Here is a 17,042-nt window from a genome sequence, read left to right as displayed (position 1 = left end):
GCACCTCCTATAGATTAGGCCTTAAGTTAAGGGATAGAGCCTTTTCAATTCCATGAGCAAGGCTTATAATCTCCCCTTCTTTAAAGTAATTTCCTATAATCTGAAGCCCTACAGGTAAGTTGTCTGATAAACCTGCCGGGATGGACACTGCAGGAAGTCCTGCAATATTAACAGGAACTGTGCAGATATCTGATAAATACATCTTTAGTGGATCATCAGCCTTTTCTCCAAATTTGAAGGCAACCGATGGTGATGTTGGAGATATTATTAAATTAACATCCTCAAAGGCCTTCTTAAATTCATTGATTATTAAAGTTTTAACCTTTAGAGCTTTTTTGTAATATGCATCATAATATCCGGATGATAGTGCATAGGTTCCTAGCATAATTCTTCTTTTAACTTCGCTTCCAAAGCCTTGGCTTCTTGATTTAACATAAAGGTCAACGACATCCTCAAAGTCCTTTGCCCTAACTCCATATCTTATGCCGTCAAATCTTGCAAGATTTGAACTAGCCTCTGAACTTGAAAGAATATAGTAAACCGCAAGGGCATATTGGGACATTGGAAGATTTATTTCCTTTATTTCAGCACCTAAATCCTTTAAAAGGGCAATGGCCTTTTCTATTTCCTTTTTAACTCCATCATCTATGCCTTCTCCAAAGTATTCCTTTGGAAGACCAACCTTAACTCCCTTAAGGGATTTATTCAAATATGTAGTAAAATCCTCTACCTTAACATCTGCTGAGGTTGAATCCCTGTTATCCTTTCCACATATTGCATTTAAGACTAAAGCAGCATCCTCCACATCCCTTGTAAAAGGTCCTATCTGATCTAGGGATGATGCAAAGGCAACAAGTCCATATCTTGAAACCCTTCCGTAGGTAGGCTTAAATCCAACAACACCACAAAGTGACGCCGGCTGCCTTATTGAACCTCCTGTATCAGAACCTAAAGTATAATATGCCTCGCCTGCTGCAACTGCTGCTGCAGAACCACCTGAGGATCCCCCTGGCACCCTTTCTAAATCGTATGGATTTCTTGTCTTTTTAAAGGCAGAATTTTCTGTTGATGAGCCCATTGCAAACTCATCCATATTAAGTCTTCCAACGATTACTGCCCCATTATCCTTTAGCCTTTCTACAACAGTTGCATCGTATGGTGAGACGAAGTTTTCCAGTATCTTTGATGCACAGGTTGTTTTTCTGCCCTTCATGCAGATGTTATCCTTAATAGCCATTGGAATTCCTGCAAGGTCCTTTACATCTTCCCCTTGTGCTATTTTTTTATCAATTTCCTTTGCGGCCTCTATTGCATCTTCAAAAACTTCTAAGTATGCGTTAACCTTATTATCAACCTCATTTATTCTTTCTAATGTTTTTCTTGTAACCTCTTCTGCTGTAACTTCCCTTTTTCTTAAAAGATCCCTAACCTCATGTGCTGACAAGTAATGCATCCTTATCCCTCCTAATCAACAACTTTAGGAACCCTAAAGTATCCATTTTCTTTATCTGGAGCATTTAAAAGAACCTCATCAAGGCTCAAGGATGGCTTAACCTCGTCCTCCCTTAAGGCGTTAAACATAGGATATGATGATATGCTTATTTCAACGTTTTCTGTATCAATTTCATTAAGCTTTTCAACAAACTGCAAAATCTTATTAAAATCCCCTACGAACTTTTCCTTTTCCTCTTCGCTAAACTCAAGCCTTGCAAGTTTAGCAACATAGTCAACTTGACTTTTATCTACTGCCATAATAACCTTCCTTTCCCTTTAAGTTTATCTTTATTCATTATAGCAGAATATAGAATTTTTCTAAATATTTTCAGCCTCCTTTATCATTTCTAAAAATTCTGCCTCGTTTACAATCTTTATATTAAGTTCCTGTGCCTTTTTAAGTTTGCTTCCAGGGCTTTCACCAACTAAAACAAAGCTTGTTTTTTTAGAAACGCTTCCCGAAACCTTTCCACCTAACCTTTCAATTAATGATTCTACTTCATCCCTTGTAAATTTTTCTAAAGTTCCAGTAACAACTATCGTTTTGCCTTCAAATATTTGAGGTGCTGCAGAACCTTCTTTTAGTGTAGCCATATTTACTCCTGCAAGTTTGAATTTTTCAATAAGCTCAAGGTTATGCTCCTCCTTGAAAAATTCAAAAATGCTTCTTGCAATTTTTTCTCCTATTTCTTCAACCTGCATTAAATCCTCAATGCCCGCCTTTATTATATTATCAAGGGTTTTAAAATGCTTTGTTAAATTTTTAGCAGATTTTAAACCTACATATCTTATTCCAAGTCCAAATAGGAATCTTTCTAAATCATTTTCTTTGCTTTTTTGAATGGCTTGAATTAGCTTTGCAGCAGACTTTTTCCCAAACCTTGGAAGATTTACAAGGTCCTCCTCCTTTAAAAAGTAAAGGTCAGCAGCATCCTTAATAAGGTTATTATCTAAAAGTAGATTTACAACCTGTGGACCTAATCCTTCTATATTCATGGCATCCCTTGACGCAAAGTGAACTATGCTTCTTTTTATCTGGGCAGGGCAGGACATATTGGTGCATCTTAAAACTGCCTCTCCTTCCTCCCTTACAGCCAAACCGCCGCATACAGGGCAATTCTTTGGCATTTCAAAGGCAACTTCGCTTCCATCCCTTTCTTCAAAAACAACCTCGACAACTTCAGGGATTATTTCCCCTGCCTTTTGGATAATTACTGTATCTCCGATTTTTATATCCTTTTCCCTAATATAGTCTTCGTTATGTAAAGTTGCCCTTGAAACCGTCGTCCCTGCAATTCTAACCGGCTCTAAAATTGCAGTTGGAGTTATAGCCCCGGTCCTTCCAACCTGAAGGATAATATCCTTTAACTTTGTTTTTTTCTTTTCCGCTGGATATTTATAGGCAACTGCCCATCTCGGGGTTTTTGCCGTTTGGCCTAATATGTCCCTTTTATCAAGCTCATTAACCTTTACTACAACCCCATCTATATCGTAGGGCAGATCTCCCCTTGTCTCTCCTAATTGTTGAATTTTTTCTATAACTTCATCTATATCTTTGCACACATATCTTACTGGGCTTACCTTAAACCCAAGCTCCTTTAGATATTCAAGTCCGTCCTTGTGCTTTTCAATTTTAGGTCCTGAATATCTTTGGATGTTGAATATAAATATGTCAAGTTTTCTCTCTGCTGTAATTTTGGGATCAAGCTGCCTTATGGAGCCTGCTGCTGCATTTCTCGGATTTGCAAATAGGGGCAGCTCTAATATTTCACGCTCTTCATTTAGCCTTTCAAATTCTTTTTTAGGCATATAAACTTCACCACGAACCTCTAAAAGGTTCTTATCCTTGATCCTTAGAGGGAGAGATTTTATGGTTTTTACGTTTTGAGTAACATCCTCTCCTATATTTCCATCTCCCCTTGTTGCTGCCCTTACAAGCTCTCCATTTTCATAAAGAATTGAAACGGAAAGTCCATCTATCTTTAATTCCACCACATATTCAACCTCACCAACTGTCGATACTACCCTATTGTGCCAATCCTTTAACTCTTCAAAGGAAAAAACATCCTGCAAAGAGAGCATTGGGACAGCATGCTGAACCTGTTGGAATTCTTTAAGGGGTTTTCCCCCAACCCTTTCGGTGGGGGAGTTTGGTGATTTAAACTCAGGGTATTCCTCCTCAAGCTTTTTAAGTTCCCTCATCAGCATATCGTATTCATAGTCGCTTATTTCAGGATTATCCTCAACATAGTATTTATGGTTGTGATATTCTATAATCTCCCTAAGCTCTTCTATCCTCTTTTTTATATCCTCCATCCTATCCCTCCTAAACAACCTCAAGGGGTGCTGTTGATAAAAGTAAAGTTTTAACTCCTGCCTTTTCAAAGCTAACTGTAACCTGAAGATCTCCTTTAGAATCCTTTATGGCAATCACGATTCCAATTCCAAATATCTTATGCTTTACCCTATCGCCAAGCTTAACTTGAATATTATTTTTCTTTTTAGGCTCCTCAATTTTTACTTTGCTATCAACAGTATAGGCAAGCTGAGTCTTAGGCTTTAGGTCTTCATAGATAAACCTTGATGGCTTTGATGTCTTCCTCGATAAATCCTCCAAAAGGTCCTCTGGAATTTCATCTATAAAGGAGGATACCGGATTAAAGGATGTCCTTCCAAAAATTAACCTCTGTTTTGCACATGTAAGATACAATATTTCCTTTGCCCTTGTAATTCCAACATAGCAAAGTCTTCTTTCTTCCTCCATTTCATCATCGTCCTCAAGGGCTGAAAAATGAGGGAATATTCCATCCTCCATGCCGGCTATAAATACAACTGGAAACTCAAGCCCCTTTGCTGCATGCAGTGTCATCAATGTCACTGATGTTTTTCCTTCTATTGTATCTTGGTCTGATACAAGGGATATCCTTTCAAGATAAGCCTCAAGGGTTTTTTCCTCCGAAGTTTGTTCAAATTCAACTGCAGATGAATAAAGTTCCTTTAGGTTTTCAATTCTTGCATCCGCCTCAGGGGAGCCCTCCCTTTGAAGCTCATCTAGATATCCTGTTTTTTCAAGGATTTCGTTTATAAGTTCTGAAACCTTAATTTGATTTTTTATGCTTATAAAGTAATTCATCAGGGACGTAAACTTTCTTATTGCCGACTCTGCCCTTCCTGATATTCCAACTAAAGCTAAATTATTAAGGGCATCAAAGAAGGATATGGACATCCTTTCTGCTGCCTGCCTTATTTTATCTAAAGTAGCATCCCCAATGCCCCTTTTGGGTGTATTTATAATCCTTTCAAGGCTCAGGGTATCCTGTGGATTGTTTATAAATTTTAAATAGGAAATGATATCCTTAATTTCCTTTCTGTCGTAGAACTTAAAGGCACCAACAACCCTATAGGGGATTCCCTGCCTTACAAAGGCCTCTTCTAAAATACGTGACATAGCGTTGGTTCTATAAAGAACAGCAAAATCCCTATGGGAATAACCGTCCCTCAAGAGCTTTTCAACCTCATAGGCTATAAACTTTGCCTCTTCTTGATCTGTTTCCGCCCTGAAAAACTTTATATTATCCCCAAGTTTATTCTGCGTCCATAGCCTTTTCGCCTTTCTGTTTTCATTGTTTGCAATGACATAGTTTGCTGCTTCAAGTATCCTCTTGGTGCATCTATAGTTTTGCTCTAATTTAACAACTTTAGCCTCAGGAAAGTCCTTTTCAAAATCTAAGATGTTTCTAATATCAGCCCCACGCCATCCATAAATTGAGTTATGAACGACTACATCGCTACATACATACTGTCTTAAATGCTCCACCGATAAATCAAAAACAAAGCCTTTATATTCTTCAAATTCTACTTCCTCTATTATGTCCTCTACAATTTTGTTCCCTTCCCTTACTGCAATTGACATTGTAGGCCTTAAGTGGGCAAATGGCATAAACCTAAAGGCTTCGTTCTCTGTAAGCCTTGCTCTTCTTAGGACCTCAAAGTAGCTATCCTCCTTTTGAATACTCTTAACATAATCCTCCGCTTCATCGTATTCCTTTCGTGCTGTTTCTATTCTCCATGTTTCTCTTTTGCCATTCCTTACCGGGAATCCCTTCACCTTAAATTTTTCTCTTAAATCATCTCCTGTTGTGTTAAGTGATATCCTGTGTCCATGATAACCTTCTTTATAGAACCTATACTCAGAGAAGAAGGTCAGGTTTATAATCCTCCTTACAGAGTTTCCCCTAATAACAGCATTAGGAATATGATGAGGATATTCTTCAAATATAAAATTTTCCTCCATAAGCTTTGCTGCTCTTTCGTGTGTATCTATTTTTTCATAAAGCTCATCGACTTGTTCTTGAGTCATAGCTATTTTTCTTCCAATAGTATTGAATACTGTTGTTGGGATTCCATATTTTATTGAAAAGTATTGCTCAAAGAAGGAAGCCTCCGTTTTATCCTTACAAATCCTAAGTATCCAAACCTTATCGGCATGTTCCTGATTAATCCTTACCATAAGTCCATTTACTATTTCTCCATCCCTTGAGCGAACCCCTTGGGTTTGACCTATTCTATAGCCCTTTCCTTTTTTATACATTAAATATACATAGTAAATTCCCTGACTTGGGTTTATCTTTGCAAAGGTAATGTGGTTAGGAGTTGCTTTAATTGTTTTTCCGCCCTTTGTTTTAACCTTTACAACTACTCCTTCATATTCCTTTTTAATAATCTTATTTACAATACCAAAGGTAGTCTTCCCAAAACCTGCAGCAGAAAGAACCCTATCCCCTTCCTTTATATTTTCAATTTCTACAAATCCATTTTCCGTTGAAACCCTTTGACCTTCTATGAGGCACTGATCATCATCTCCTACAACACAAAGGTTTCTGTGCTCCTTTGCAAGAAGATTTACAAGCTCATACTGAGCCCTGTTGGTATCCTGATACTCGTCAACAAGAATATATTTAAACTTCTTTTGATAATGTTTTAAAACATCTTCGTGATTTTTAAAAAGCTCAATTGTCTTAAAAATAATATCATCAAAATCAAGGGCATTATTTATTTTAAGTTTCCTTTGATATAAGGAATATATTTCAGCTATTTTTTTGCTTCTAAAGTCATTACTCATCCTCAAATATTCTTTTGGATCAATTAACTGATCCTTTAAGCTTCCTATTTTGCCTAGCATCTCCTTTGGAGGATATACCTTTTCGCTAAGATTAAGCTCCTTTAAAACCTGTTTTATTATCTTTTCCTGGTCAGATGTATCGTATATTACAAAATTTTTGCCATAACCTAATCTTTCTATATCGTTTCTAAGTATCCTTACACAGGCTGAATGGAAGGTGCTAATCCACATGTGCTGGGCCTTATCCCCAACAAGGGACATTACCCTTTCCTTCATCTCATCTGCAGCCTTATTTGTAAATGTTATGGCAAGTATTGAATAAGGGCTAACTCCCCTTTCTATTAAATATGCTATCCTATAGGTTAAAACCCTTGTTTTACCAGAACCTGCCCCTGCCAAAATCAAAAGGGGGCCTTCTGTTGTAGTTACCGCCTCATATTGTTCCTTATTTAACTTGCTAAGATCCAGCATCTTTTCCACCTCTAAAACAAAATTCCTTAATATTATATCATTCCCCATAAATCATTGACAACAAAGTAGAGCTACTCCTTGGACCTCACAGCCTCCCTTAAGAGCTCAACTTCCTCATCCGTCAGCTCCCTATACTCGCCTAATTCTAAATCTTCATCAAGCTTTAATGGGCCAAATTCTATTCTTTTTAAATATATAACTTTTTTACCAACCGCCTCAAACATCCTTTTTACCTGATGATACTTTCCTTCATATATAACAAGCTCAATTTCAGAAACTTCGCCTGAAACTAAAATTTCAAGATCTGAAGGCAAAGTCCTATAACCATCGTCAAGGACTACCCCTTTTTTAAACTTTTTAACATCATCTTCAGTTACCCTTCCTAAAACCTTTGCGTAGTATTTCTTTGGAACGTGTCTTTTGGGGGATAAAAGAAAATGATTAAGTTCACCGTCGTTGGTTAAAATCAAGAGCCCCTCAGTATCCTTATCAAGCCTTCCAACTGGTGATGGGGAAAACACCTTGTATTCATCGTCTATAAGATCAAGGACGGTTTTTTCAACATCATCGTATGTAGCCGTAATTACCCCTTTAGGCTTATTGAGCATAAGATATATAAATTCTCTGTAAAATACTTTTTCACCATCAACTAAAATTTCATCCTTTTGAGGGTCCACATGGATGGAGCTATCCTTTACTAATTTTCCATTCACTTCAACAAGTCCATCCTTTACCATCATCTTAACTTCTTTTCTTGTTCCATATCCTAAATTTGAAAGTATCTTATCAAGCCTTTCTCTTTTCATGCTATCTCCTCCACCATTTTCATTAATATGATTTTAACCTCAAAAAAGAAAAAAGGCAATTCCAAAGGAACTGCCAAACTAATCCACCGCCTTTTCCCTTCGAACATTCTCCCTCTCAAGCAATAGGGCAATTAGCATATTTGATATTGCAATCTTTGGAAAGGCCATAGCAATGAATCTTCTCATCCTTTTTACCTTTTCATCCTTTTCTTCTATATTAGCATCATAGGATATTAAATATTTTTTATCAAAGGCATTTTTCAAAAGCTCCTTGTCAAATTCAAGTTGAGTCCTTGCAAGTAAAAGCCTATTTATCCATGGCATATTTTCTTTATAGTTTTCGCTTTCTATAATTTTATTATATTCTTCTAATATTCTCTCGGATAGTTCCTTTAGGGTATAAACCCTTTTTCTTTCTATTCCAAGCTGCTCTGCTGCTATTTCAAGCATCGCAGGAAAAACTCCCTCTAAAGAAAGTTTTCCATTTGAATACTGCTGAATAGTCCTTATAATCTTATCCAAAATAATTTTATTTGCTGCACTTTTTCTAACACCTATATCAAGGCCTAAAAAGGCATACATCCTTTTTAGATAATTTATGTCAAGGCTTTTTATAAATTCCTTTCCCTCTTCAAAGTCCTTGTTTGGAATAAAGTAGTATTTGTGTCCTTTTAATTTTCCAAACACCCTTAAAGTATCAAGATAACCCAGTTCAATATTTTCCTTTGACCTTTCTCCATCGAATTCTAATGTCCCCCCAAGATCCTCAGAGTTCTTTATCTCGATTATATTAATTCCCCTTTTATTTACCCTTTTGACAAATCCAACTCCTGAAATATCAACAGTTATTATGTTTTTTATATCCTTTTTTAACATTAAGCTCAAAGGAATATTATCATAAATTCCACCATCTATAAACTTTTTATTGTCTATCTCGTGGGGTTTAAAGGCTGGAAAACAAGCACTTGCAAGAAGATAATCAACAAGCTTTCCCTCAGGAATTTCATCCTTAAAAACCTCAACGGGTTTAAAATCCGTAAGGGAGAAGGTAACTATTCCAAGGTCTATTGGGGATTTTCTTATCTTTTCCTCATCTATTACTTTATTTAGCATCTCCTTAAGGGGGGAAACATCAAGTCCTCCGTTGGTTATTAAATTTTTTATGGTATTTATAATAGGTATAGTCTTTCTACTGCCTTCCCCAGCTACCACAATTTCCTTTTCAACATTTATTACATTTTCTATGCTTATCGTAGTCCAAAGTTCATAAGCAACATCAAAATCTCCTTGAACTATTATGGCACCATTTAGAGCACCAACAGAAGTCCCTGTGACAGCCTTTATAGGGACATCAAGTTCCCTAAGGGCCTTCCAAACACCTATTTCATATGCCCCTTTGGCCCCTCCACCTCCAAGGACCAGACCAAAACCATCCATATTCCATCCCCCTCTTTAAGGCTTAAACCCTTTCTTCAATAGATTTATATTTCTCGTAATATTTCATAACCTTCTTAACATAATTTACAGTCTCATCAGGCATTTTATTTATCTCTTCTACTGTATCTACGCCTCTTTTTTGCATCCTTCCAATTCCACCGTTATATGCAGCAAGGGCAAGATATTTATTGCCGTTAAATCTATTTATAAGCCCCTTTAGATATTTAACTCCGCCTTCAATATTCTCAACAGGATCAAAGGGATTAACCCCAAGGGATTCCGCCGTCTTAGGCATTAGCTGCATAAGGCCTATTGCACCTGCCCTTGATATGGCATTTGGATTAAAACCTGACTCCTGCTTAATAACTGCCTTAATGAGGGCCTCCTCAACCCCAAATTTTCTCGAGGCCTCTTTAATGGCCGCTTCAATCGAGATCCCCTTTTGTAAACCTTCTATTTCTCCTTCAAAATCTTCATTTGATGTATTTTTATTCATATCTTCATTTGTTTTTACGCCCTCTTGATTTAAACTTGACTTTAAAATATTCTCTAAAACTGTTTGAAAGAGCATTTGCCCTTCAATGCTAGTCGACGCTGTCCCTTGCATAATATAAAGCTGTAAAAGTTTTGCAACATCATCTACTCTCACGGCTACCACCTCGACTTTATTATAGCACATTGTTTTTTGTTTTTTTACTTATTTTTTCTGTATTTTTTCCCAAAAAATCACACAAAATAATATAAAAATTTTTATATTTTTACATTATTTTATTCCAAAATCAAAAAGGGGTGATAAAATGACCTGCCCAAGGAAAAAGGATGTAGATCTTCAAAACATCGACGATAAAGAGCTTGATATTTACACTCCCGACGGACTTGATTATCCAATAATAGAAAAAACAAACAATGCCCTTTTATGGCCCGACTCACCTAAAAGCGGCATAGACATCGAAGACTTTTTAGATGAAACAAACGTCCCCGAACACCCAAACAAGCCCCTAAAAGACATGGATATACCATTTTAATATTAATGCCAATATCCAAACCGGATATTGGCAAATAATTATATTTCCAAATATTTTGTTTCATTTAATTTATATAATACTTAGGTTACTTAAACTAAAAAAATGTTTCCTTATCCTGAAAATTTTATATTTCAAACAATTTTAATTTTATTGCCTGTCCTAGCAGATTCCATGGCTTTTATAATTACTTTTAATGCAGCTACACCATCATATACTGTTGCAAATGGCTTGCTTCCTTTTATTATACAATTTACAAATTCATCTATAACTCCACTTTTTGTTTGATTTTCATTTGTCTGAATTGAGTCTAATCGATAATAAACTTTTTCTTTGCCTTTATCAATAATTATTGGAAATTCTGGATTATCATATATTTTTAAAATACCTTTTTGGCAATATAAAATAGTACTATTGTCTTCATCTCCATAATATGTCCAACTAAAAGTTCCAGTTCCTAAGACTCCTTTTTTTGTCTTCAGAAGACATATAAAATTATCACATACCTCTATCGGATTGTTAAATTCATCTTTTTTGTCCAAAACAGCCTCAAATGCAAAAACTTCATCAAATTCATCATCAAGAATGTATCTTAAAAGATCAATTTTATGAATACCTAAATCAGCTGCAACTCCAAGAACGGACCTATTCTTTTTGAAAAACCATGTAGAATTGCCTTTAGTTGCACTCCAATATTCAGGTCCTTTATGACCAAAGGTAGTGGAAAATGTTAATACCTTCCCTAATTCACCTGTTTTCAATATTTCCTTAGCCTTTTTATGTGCATCTGCAAGTCTTTGATTATAATCTACCATAAAAATTTTATTAGATTTCTCAACGGCATTTAAAATTTTTTCCGCATCCTCCAATGTTGTGGCTATTGGTTTTTCACATAAAACATGTTTACCATGATTTAAAGCTTCAGTTGAAACCAGAACATGAGTTTCATTTGAAGTGCAATCACTAATTGCATTAATGGTTTCATCCTTCATTATTTCTTCTAAATTTAAATATACTTTACCCCCAAACTTTTTGGCAAGCTTTTCTGCCCTTTCATAATGTTTATCGTAAAATCCTGCAATTACTACATTAGGATTTTCATAGTATTCGGGTGCATGTCTAAATTCGGCAATTGATCCACAGCCTATTATAGCAACCTTTATTGACATATTAATCACCCCATTAATTTTGATAAAAATTCGTATCCTAAAATTAAACCTTGCTTTATTTTATCTAGACTTCCTTCATACTCTGGGTCTTCATGTTCAATACTGATAGCTCCTTTGTATCCTATTTTTTTAATTATTTCAAAAAATGCGTGCCAATCAATTTCGCCTTTACCTGGCATCTTATATGTGAATAAGCCTGTATCCCATTCATTTTTTTTATTGATTTGTTTACCATAGATTCCATAATATTTTTCAATGCCTTCTCTATTTACAATTACATCCTTGGCATGAATATGAAATATTTTGTCTTTATATTTTTCTAATGCATACAAATAATTTATATTTAACCATAATAGATGTGATGGGTCAAAATTCAGACCAAGTTCAGGAAAAATTTCAAACATTTTATCCCAAAGCTCCGGTGAGTAAGAAATAGTTCCTGCAAATCCATCTTTATTCCAACCAGGCATTGGGCAATTCTCTATCATAATCTTTACATTTTTATAACTTGCATATTTTAATATCTCAGAAAAAACCCTTTCAAATTCTTTAAAATTTTCTTCGATTGTAATATTCATACTTCTACCTGTAAATGTTCCAACAAGCTCAACACCAAGAAGATTTGCTGCATCAATTACCTTTTTAAGATGATTTATATAATTATTTCGAATAGTTAAATCTTCATGAAGATTATTATCATAATATGCAAGGGATGAGATTGTCATATTATTTTCGGCTAAAACTTCCTGTAATCTTTTTGCTTTTTCCTCATTAAAATTTTCAACATCGATGTCAGTTCCAGAATAATCTCTTGTATTATTATATGGCCAACACGATACTTCTATGGTATCAAACCCTATTTTACTTGCCCACTTTATCTTTTCTTCTAGTGGGATGCTTCCTAGGCAGCCACTTAAAAAACCTAACTTCATACTACCCCTCCTATTCTTTTTTCTGAATTAGAACCGCAACAATAATAATTACACCCTTAACAAGTCCTTGAAGATATGGTGAAATATTCATTAGATTCAATGTGTTGTTTAAAATACCTAAAATAAGAACTCCAAAAAAAGTTCCTAATATTTTGCCTTTACCGCCAGACATTCTTGTCCCACCAATAATTACAGCTGCTATAGCGTCAAGTTCATATGAAACACCAGAACTTGCTGATGAGATTGAATTTAACCTTGAAGATTCAATAATTGATGAAATTGAAACCAATGTTGAACATAATGCATAAATAATAATTTTGACCTTGTCTACATTAATGGCTGAAAGTAGAGCTGCTTTTTCATTACTACCTATAGATATCGTATATCTTCCAAATGCAGTATCTTGTAGTAGTAAATTTATTATAATTGTTAAAGCAATAAATATTATTATTGGATAAGCTATTCCAAATATTTCACCATTTGATAATTTAGTAAAAGAGTATATATTTCCAGATATACTTCCACCTTTATTTATGTAAAGTGACAGTGAGCGTAAAGCTGCCATCATACCTAGAGTTGAAATAAATGGTGCAATTTTACCCTTTGTAATTAAAAAACCATTAATTAATCCTATAAGTGCACCTAATAAAAGAGCAACTAATATCGATAATAAAATACTATTTGTCTTATTTAAAGTTAATATACATAAAGTTCCTATAAATGCAAGAGCAGAACCTACAGATAAATCAATTCCGCCTGATATAATAACTAAAGTCATCCCCAAAGAAATTATACCTATTATTGAAACTTGTCTTAATATATTTATTAAATTTCTCATACTCATAAAACTATTATTTGCTAATGATGCAAATAGAAAAATAATTATAAAAGCAAAAATAATACTATATTCGCTTAAGATATACTCGAACTTTTTTCTTATAAAATTATTTATCACCATCATCACCTCTTATTACCCCTGTTGCATATTTCATTATTATTTCTTCATTTGCCTGATTTCTATTAAGGATTCCCACTATTTCTCCATGATACATTACAAAAATTCTATCACAAATTTTTAGCACTTCTTGGGGTTCAGGGGTAGAAATTATTATTCCCTTTCCATTCCTAGCTAAATTGGCAATTATTTCATATATTTCTGCCTTTGCGCCTACATCTATTCCTTGAGTTGGATTATCAAAAATTATTATTTCTGCATTTGCTTCAAGCCATCTTGCTATAATAACTTTTTGTTGATTACCACCGCTTAAATTTATTATTTTACTGTTTATATCATCAACTTTAATGTTAAATTTTTTTATGTTATTAACACTTATTTGTTTTTCTAACTTTTTATTAATAAATAATCCTTTTTTTATATTTTTTAACGAACTTATAGTTATGTTCTGAATAACCGACATATCTTTAATAATAGCATTTTCTTTTCTATTTTTGGGAATATAGGCTATATTTTCAGAAAAAGCTTTTTGTGGACATGTAATTTCTACAAGTTTACCTTTAACAAATATTTCACCATTGTATCTTTTGATACCAAATATGCTTTCAAACAATTCACTTCTACCATCACCTAAAAGCCCAGTAAATCCTAATATTTCCCCCCTCAGTAGTTTAAAATTTATGTTTTTATAAAATTTTTTACAAGATAGATTTTTTACCTCTAAAACTATTTCCATGGATTGCCCCTGGATAAAAAAATTTTTTTCTGATATTTCTTTACCTACCATAAGTTTTGTTATCAAATTCTCGTCTATGCACTTAATATCGCCAAAACCGGTAACCAATCCATCCTTTAACACAGTATAACTATCACAAATTTCAAATACTTCCTTTAACTTATGGGATATAAAAATGATTGATACACCTTTATTTTTTAAGGCTATCATTATTTTAAAAAGATTTTTTATTTCTATATCAGTTAAAGAAGTAGTGGGTTCGTCCATTATTATTAATTTTGCCTCATATAATATTGCTTTAGCTATTTCAACAATTTGCTTTGATGATATATCAAGATCTCTTACATAATATTCTGCATCGATATCAACATTTAGTAAATTTAGGACATCTTTAGTTTTTTTAATCATTTCATTTACCTTAAGAAAGCCAAACTTATTTTTAATTTCCTTTCCTAAAAACAGATTTTCATATACCTTTAAATCATTAATCAAATTTAGCTCTTGATGAATAAAGCTAATGCCTAAATGACTTGCAAGTTTCGGAGTAATAAATTGAATTTTTTTCCCTTCAAAATAAATTTCACCATCATCCTGAGATAATACACCACCTAAAATGTTCATTAGAGTTGATTTTCCCGCACCATTTTCTCCTACTAAAGCGTGAATTTCTCCTTTTTTTACATAAAGATCTACGCCTTTTAAAGCCTTTGTATTATTAAAAGATTTCTTTATTCCCTTCATTTGGAGTATATAATCCTGCATATATTCACCTCTTTTTAAAATACTTCGGGCAAAGGCCCGAAGTATTAATAATTAGCGTTAGGATCATAATATTGATCAACATTTTCTTTAGTTACCTGGGTAGCTTCCAATACCTTTATTTTATCAGTAGGCTTGTTTCCTTTCACTATATCAATTGCCCATCTAACACCATCTTTTACCATTAAAGGTGAATATATAAATGTCGCTTGCATTAATGGATCGCCATCCTTAATCAATTTATATACATCTTTATGACCACCTGCACCTGTTACAACCTTTATATCATTTCTTTTTGCTTCCTTTATTGCTTGTAAAACTCCAAGAGCCATTTCATCATCATGGGTATATACTGCATCTATATGTGGGTTTGCTTGAAGTATATTTTGCATTACATATAATGATTTTTCCTTTTGAAAATCCCCAGATTGACTTGCTATAATTTCAATATCAGGATAATCCTTTAATGCTTCTCTAAATCCTTCACTTCTTAGTGTTGTTACTGAGCATGGAACACCAGTTATTTCCACAACTTTTCCTTTACCATTAAGAACTTTAGCGATATACTTACCTGCATTGATTCCTATTCCTTTATTGTCGCCTTTAACTAATGCTGTAAAATTGTCGCTTAATATTTCTCTGTCAACTACAACTAAAGGTATATTAGCCTTAATTATCTTTTCTGCAACAGGTGTTAATGCTGCTGATTCGATAGGTAGCATTACAATAGCATCCACCTTTTTAGTTATTAAATCTTCAATGTCACTAGTTTGTTTATTAGGATTATCTGCTGTAGTTATAATGTATTCGACCCCCTGGGCCTTTGCTTCGTCTTCAGCATTTTTTATTATTGCACCAAGCCATCCATGATCTGCTGCTGGGAATGACATACCTAGAACTATTTTTTTAGTAGAAACATCCGTCGTAGTTTTTTTATTACATCCTATAAATAAAGAAAAAATTAAAGTTAAAACGATTAGCCAGGAAATCCAACTAAATTTTTTCATAAAACCCCCCACCTTTATAATATTTTTATATTTTTTTAGTAGACTCCCTTATAACTAACTGATGTTTTAATAAAATATTTTCCGGAATAAAATTTGGATCTTTAATTCTTTTGATGATCAATTTTGCTGCTTGTTGACCAAGTTCATACATTGGTTGTGCTATAGTTGTTAATGTTGGAGTAACCATAGTCGAAATTTCTATATCGTCAAAGCCTATAATGGAAATATCACTTGGTATACTGTATCCCAATTCTTTAACTCCCTTTATAGCACCAAGGGCTAATATATCTGCTACAGCAAAAATTCCGTCGACTTTTTCTTTAGATAAAATTCTTTTTACTGCATCATATCCATTTTGAAATCCTATTCCTGCACAAATTATTAGATCATCTTTAATAGTTATGTTGTTATCCCTTAATGCTTGTAAATATCCCTCCTTTCTAAGGCGAGCATATAGATATTTTTCGTTAGAATTTATTAATGCAATTTTTTTGCATCCCAAACTTATTAAATAATGCGTAGCATCATAAGCTGCCCTAAAATTATCTATGGAAACATAAGGAATCTTGATGTTGCTGTTATACTCGCTACATTGAATTATAGGATAATTCTTACTAAGTTCTAAAAAGAAATCCTTATCCTGAATCGGATTCATAGATATAATGCCATCTGCTAATTTTTGATTTATTAGGTTTAAATATATACGTTCCCTTTCCCTATCAGAATCAGTGCTACAAAGAAGGATATTATATTCATTCTTTATAGCAACATCTTCAATTCCTTTTAATATCTTTGAGTAAAAAGGGTTTGAAATACTCGGCAACAAAGCTAAAATAATTCTACTTTCTGATTTTCTTAAATTTCTTCCCAATAGGTTGGGTCTATAATTTAACTTTTCTATAGCCATCTTTACAGACATTCTTTTCTCTTCTGAAACATATCCATTATTATTTAAAACTCTAGAAACAGTTGCAACCGAAACTTTTGCTTCTTTTGCAACATCATAAATTGTGGTCATAATCTTCCCTCTTTCTGTAATCGATTTCATACATGTTATAAAAATAAATCTAAAATATACATCTTAATTAAATAATAAACTTAATTAAAAATATGTAATCGATTTCATATTTAT

At 33.8% G+C, this 17,042-nt stretch carries 14 protein-coding genes and 2 pseudogenes; 1 reads left to right on the top strand and 15 read right to left on the bottom strand.

All coding sequences use genetic code 11. The features are described 5' to 3' along the window. Positions 1-7: 7 nt before the first annotated feature. From gatA to Q3V94_RS08705, 9 genes and pseudogenes are all read right to left on the bottom strand, one after another. Positions 8-1,459 carry an Asp-tRNA(Asn)/Glu-tRNA(Gln) amidotransferase subunit GatA gene (gatA, locus tag Q3V94_RS08740; protein ID WP_303527013.1) on the bottom strand — a complete coding sequence of 484 codons (1,452 nt, stop codon included), beginning with the start codon at positions 1,457-1,459 and terminating at the stop codon, positions 8-10. Between the two features lie 5 nt (positions 1,460-1,464). Beyond that, positions 1,465-1,752, bottom strand: coding sequence for an Asp-tRNA(Asn)/Glu-tRNA(Gln) amidotransferase subunit GatC (gene gatC, locus Q3V94_RS08735; RefSeq protein WP_008909121.1), 288 nt, complete (start codon positions 1,750-1,752; stop codon positions 1,465-1,467). 60 nt (positions 1,753-1,812) lie between these two features. Then, positions 1,813-3,810 (bottom strand): NAD-dependent DNA ligase LigA, encoded by a 1,998-nt coding sequence (gene ligA, locus Q3V94_RS08730; RefSeq protein ID WP_303526934.1) that lies wholly within the window; start codon positions 3,808-3,810, stop codon positions 1,813-1,815. A 10-nt stretch (positions 3,811-3,820) separates the two neighbouring features. Next, complete coding sequence (locus tag Q3V94_RS13690) at positions 3,821-4,111, bottom strand: hypothetical protein (RefSeq protein WP_274766180.1); 291 nt, start codon at positions 4,109-4,111, stop codon at positions 3,821-3,823. 84 nt (positions 4,112-4,195) lie between these two features. Then, a pseudogene (locus tag Q3V94_RS08725) lies at positions 4,196-5,176 on the bottom strand (ATP-dependent helicase); the annotation flags it as partial. Between the two features lie 99 nt (positions 5,177-5,275). Beyond that, positions 5,276-7,084: pseudogene (locus Q3V94_RS08720) on the bottom strand (UvrD-helicase domain-containing protein); the annotation flags it as partial. A 74-nt stretch (positions 7,085-7,158) separates the two neighbouring features. Next, entirely contained in the window at positions 7,159-7,893 is a 735-nt protein-coding gene (locus tag Q3V94_RS08715; protein WP_303526931.1) for a pseudouridine synthase, read from the bottom strand. Between the two features lie 78 nt (positions 7,894-7,971). Further along, a complete protein-coding gene (locus Q3V94_RS08710; RefSeq protein ID WP_303526929.1) occupies positions 7,972-9,330 on the bottom strand; it encodes a patatin-like phospholipase family protein in 1,359 nt (452 codons plus the stop codon). Between the two features lie 22 nt (positions 9,331-9,352). Further along, positions 9,353-9,979 (bottom strand): lytic transglycosylase domain-containing protein, encoded by a 627-nt coding sequence (locus Q3V94_RS08705; RefSeq protein ID WP_303526926.1) that lies wholly within the window; start codon positions 9,977-9,979, stop codon positions 9,353-9,355. Between the two features lie 148 nt (positions 9,980-10,127). Between Q3V94_RS08705 and Q3V94_RS08700 the strand changes: the two genes are divergently transcribed. Continuing rightward, positions 10,128-10,355, top strand: coding sequence for a hypothetical protein (locus tag Q3V94_RS08700; RefSeq protein WP_274766187.1), 228 nt, complete (start codon positions 10,128-10,130; stop codon positions 10,353-10,355). 131 nt (positions 10,356-10,486) lie between these two features. On the opposite strand, the gene Q3V94_RS08695 is transcribed toward Q3V94_RS08700, so the two are convergent. From Q3V94_RS08695 to Q3V94_RS08670, 6 genes are all read right to left on the bottom strand, one after another. After that, entirely contained in the window at positions 10,487-11,521 is a 1,035-nt protein-coding gene (locus tag Q3V94_RS08695) for a Gfo/Idh/MocA family protein (RefSeq protein WP_303526923.1), read from the bottom strand. A 5-nt stretch (positions 11,522-11,526) separates the two neighbouring features. Next, positions 11,527-12,453 (bottom strand): sugar phosphate isomerase/epimerase, encoded by a 927-nt coding sequence (locus tag Q3V94_RS08690; RefSeq protein ID WP_303526921.1) that lies wholly within the window; start codon positions 12,451-12,453, stop codon positions 11,527-11,529. Positions 12,454-12,463: 10 nt separating this feature from the next. After that, positions 12,464-13,291: an ABC transporter permease gene (locus tag Q3V94_RS08685; protein ID WP_303526919.1), complete on the bottom strand. Its 828-nt coding sequence runs from the start codon at positions 13,289-13,291 to the stop codon at positions 12,464-12,466. Positions 13,292-13,397: 106 nt separating this feature from the next. Further along, positions 13,398-14,906, bottom strand: a complete 1,509-nt coding sequence (locus Q3V94_RS08680; RefSeq protein ID WP_303526917.1) for a sugar ABC transporter ATP-binding protein — start codon at positions 14,904-14,906, stop codon at positions 13,398-13,400. 44 nt (positions 14,907-14,950) lie between these two features. After that, positions 14,951-15,910 (bottom strand): substrate-binding domain-containing protein, encoded by a 960-nt coding sequence (locus Q3V94_RS08675; protein ID WP_303526914.1) that lies wholly within the window; start codon positions 15,908-15,910, stop codon positions 14,951-14,953. 25 nt (positions 15,911-15,935) lie between these two features. After that, positions 15,936-16,928, bottom strand: a complete 993-nt coding sequence (locus Q3V94_RS08670) for a LacI family DNA-binding transcriptional regulator (protein ID WP_303526911.1) — start codon at positions 16,926-16,928, stop codon at positions 15,936-15,938. Positions 16,929-17,042 lie beyond the last annotated feature (114 nt).

This window comes from Caloramator sp. CAR-1 (assembly GCF_030546345.1).
In the GTDB taxonomy this organism is placed as follows: domain Bacteria; phylum Bacillota; class Clostridia; order Clostridiales; family Caloramatoraceae; genus Caloramator; species Caloramator australicus.
The sequence above is the reverse complement of the archived record's forward strand: the minus strand, read 5'-3'. Positions and strand labels throughout refer to the sequence as shown.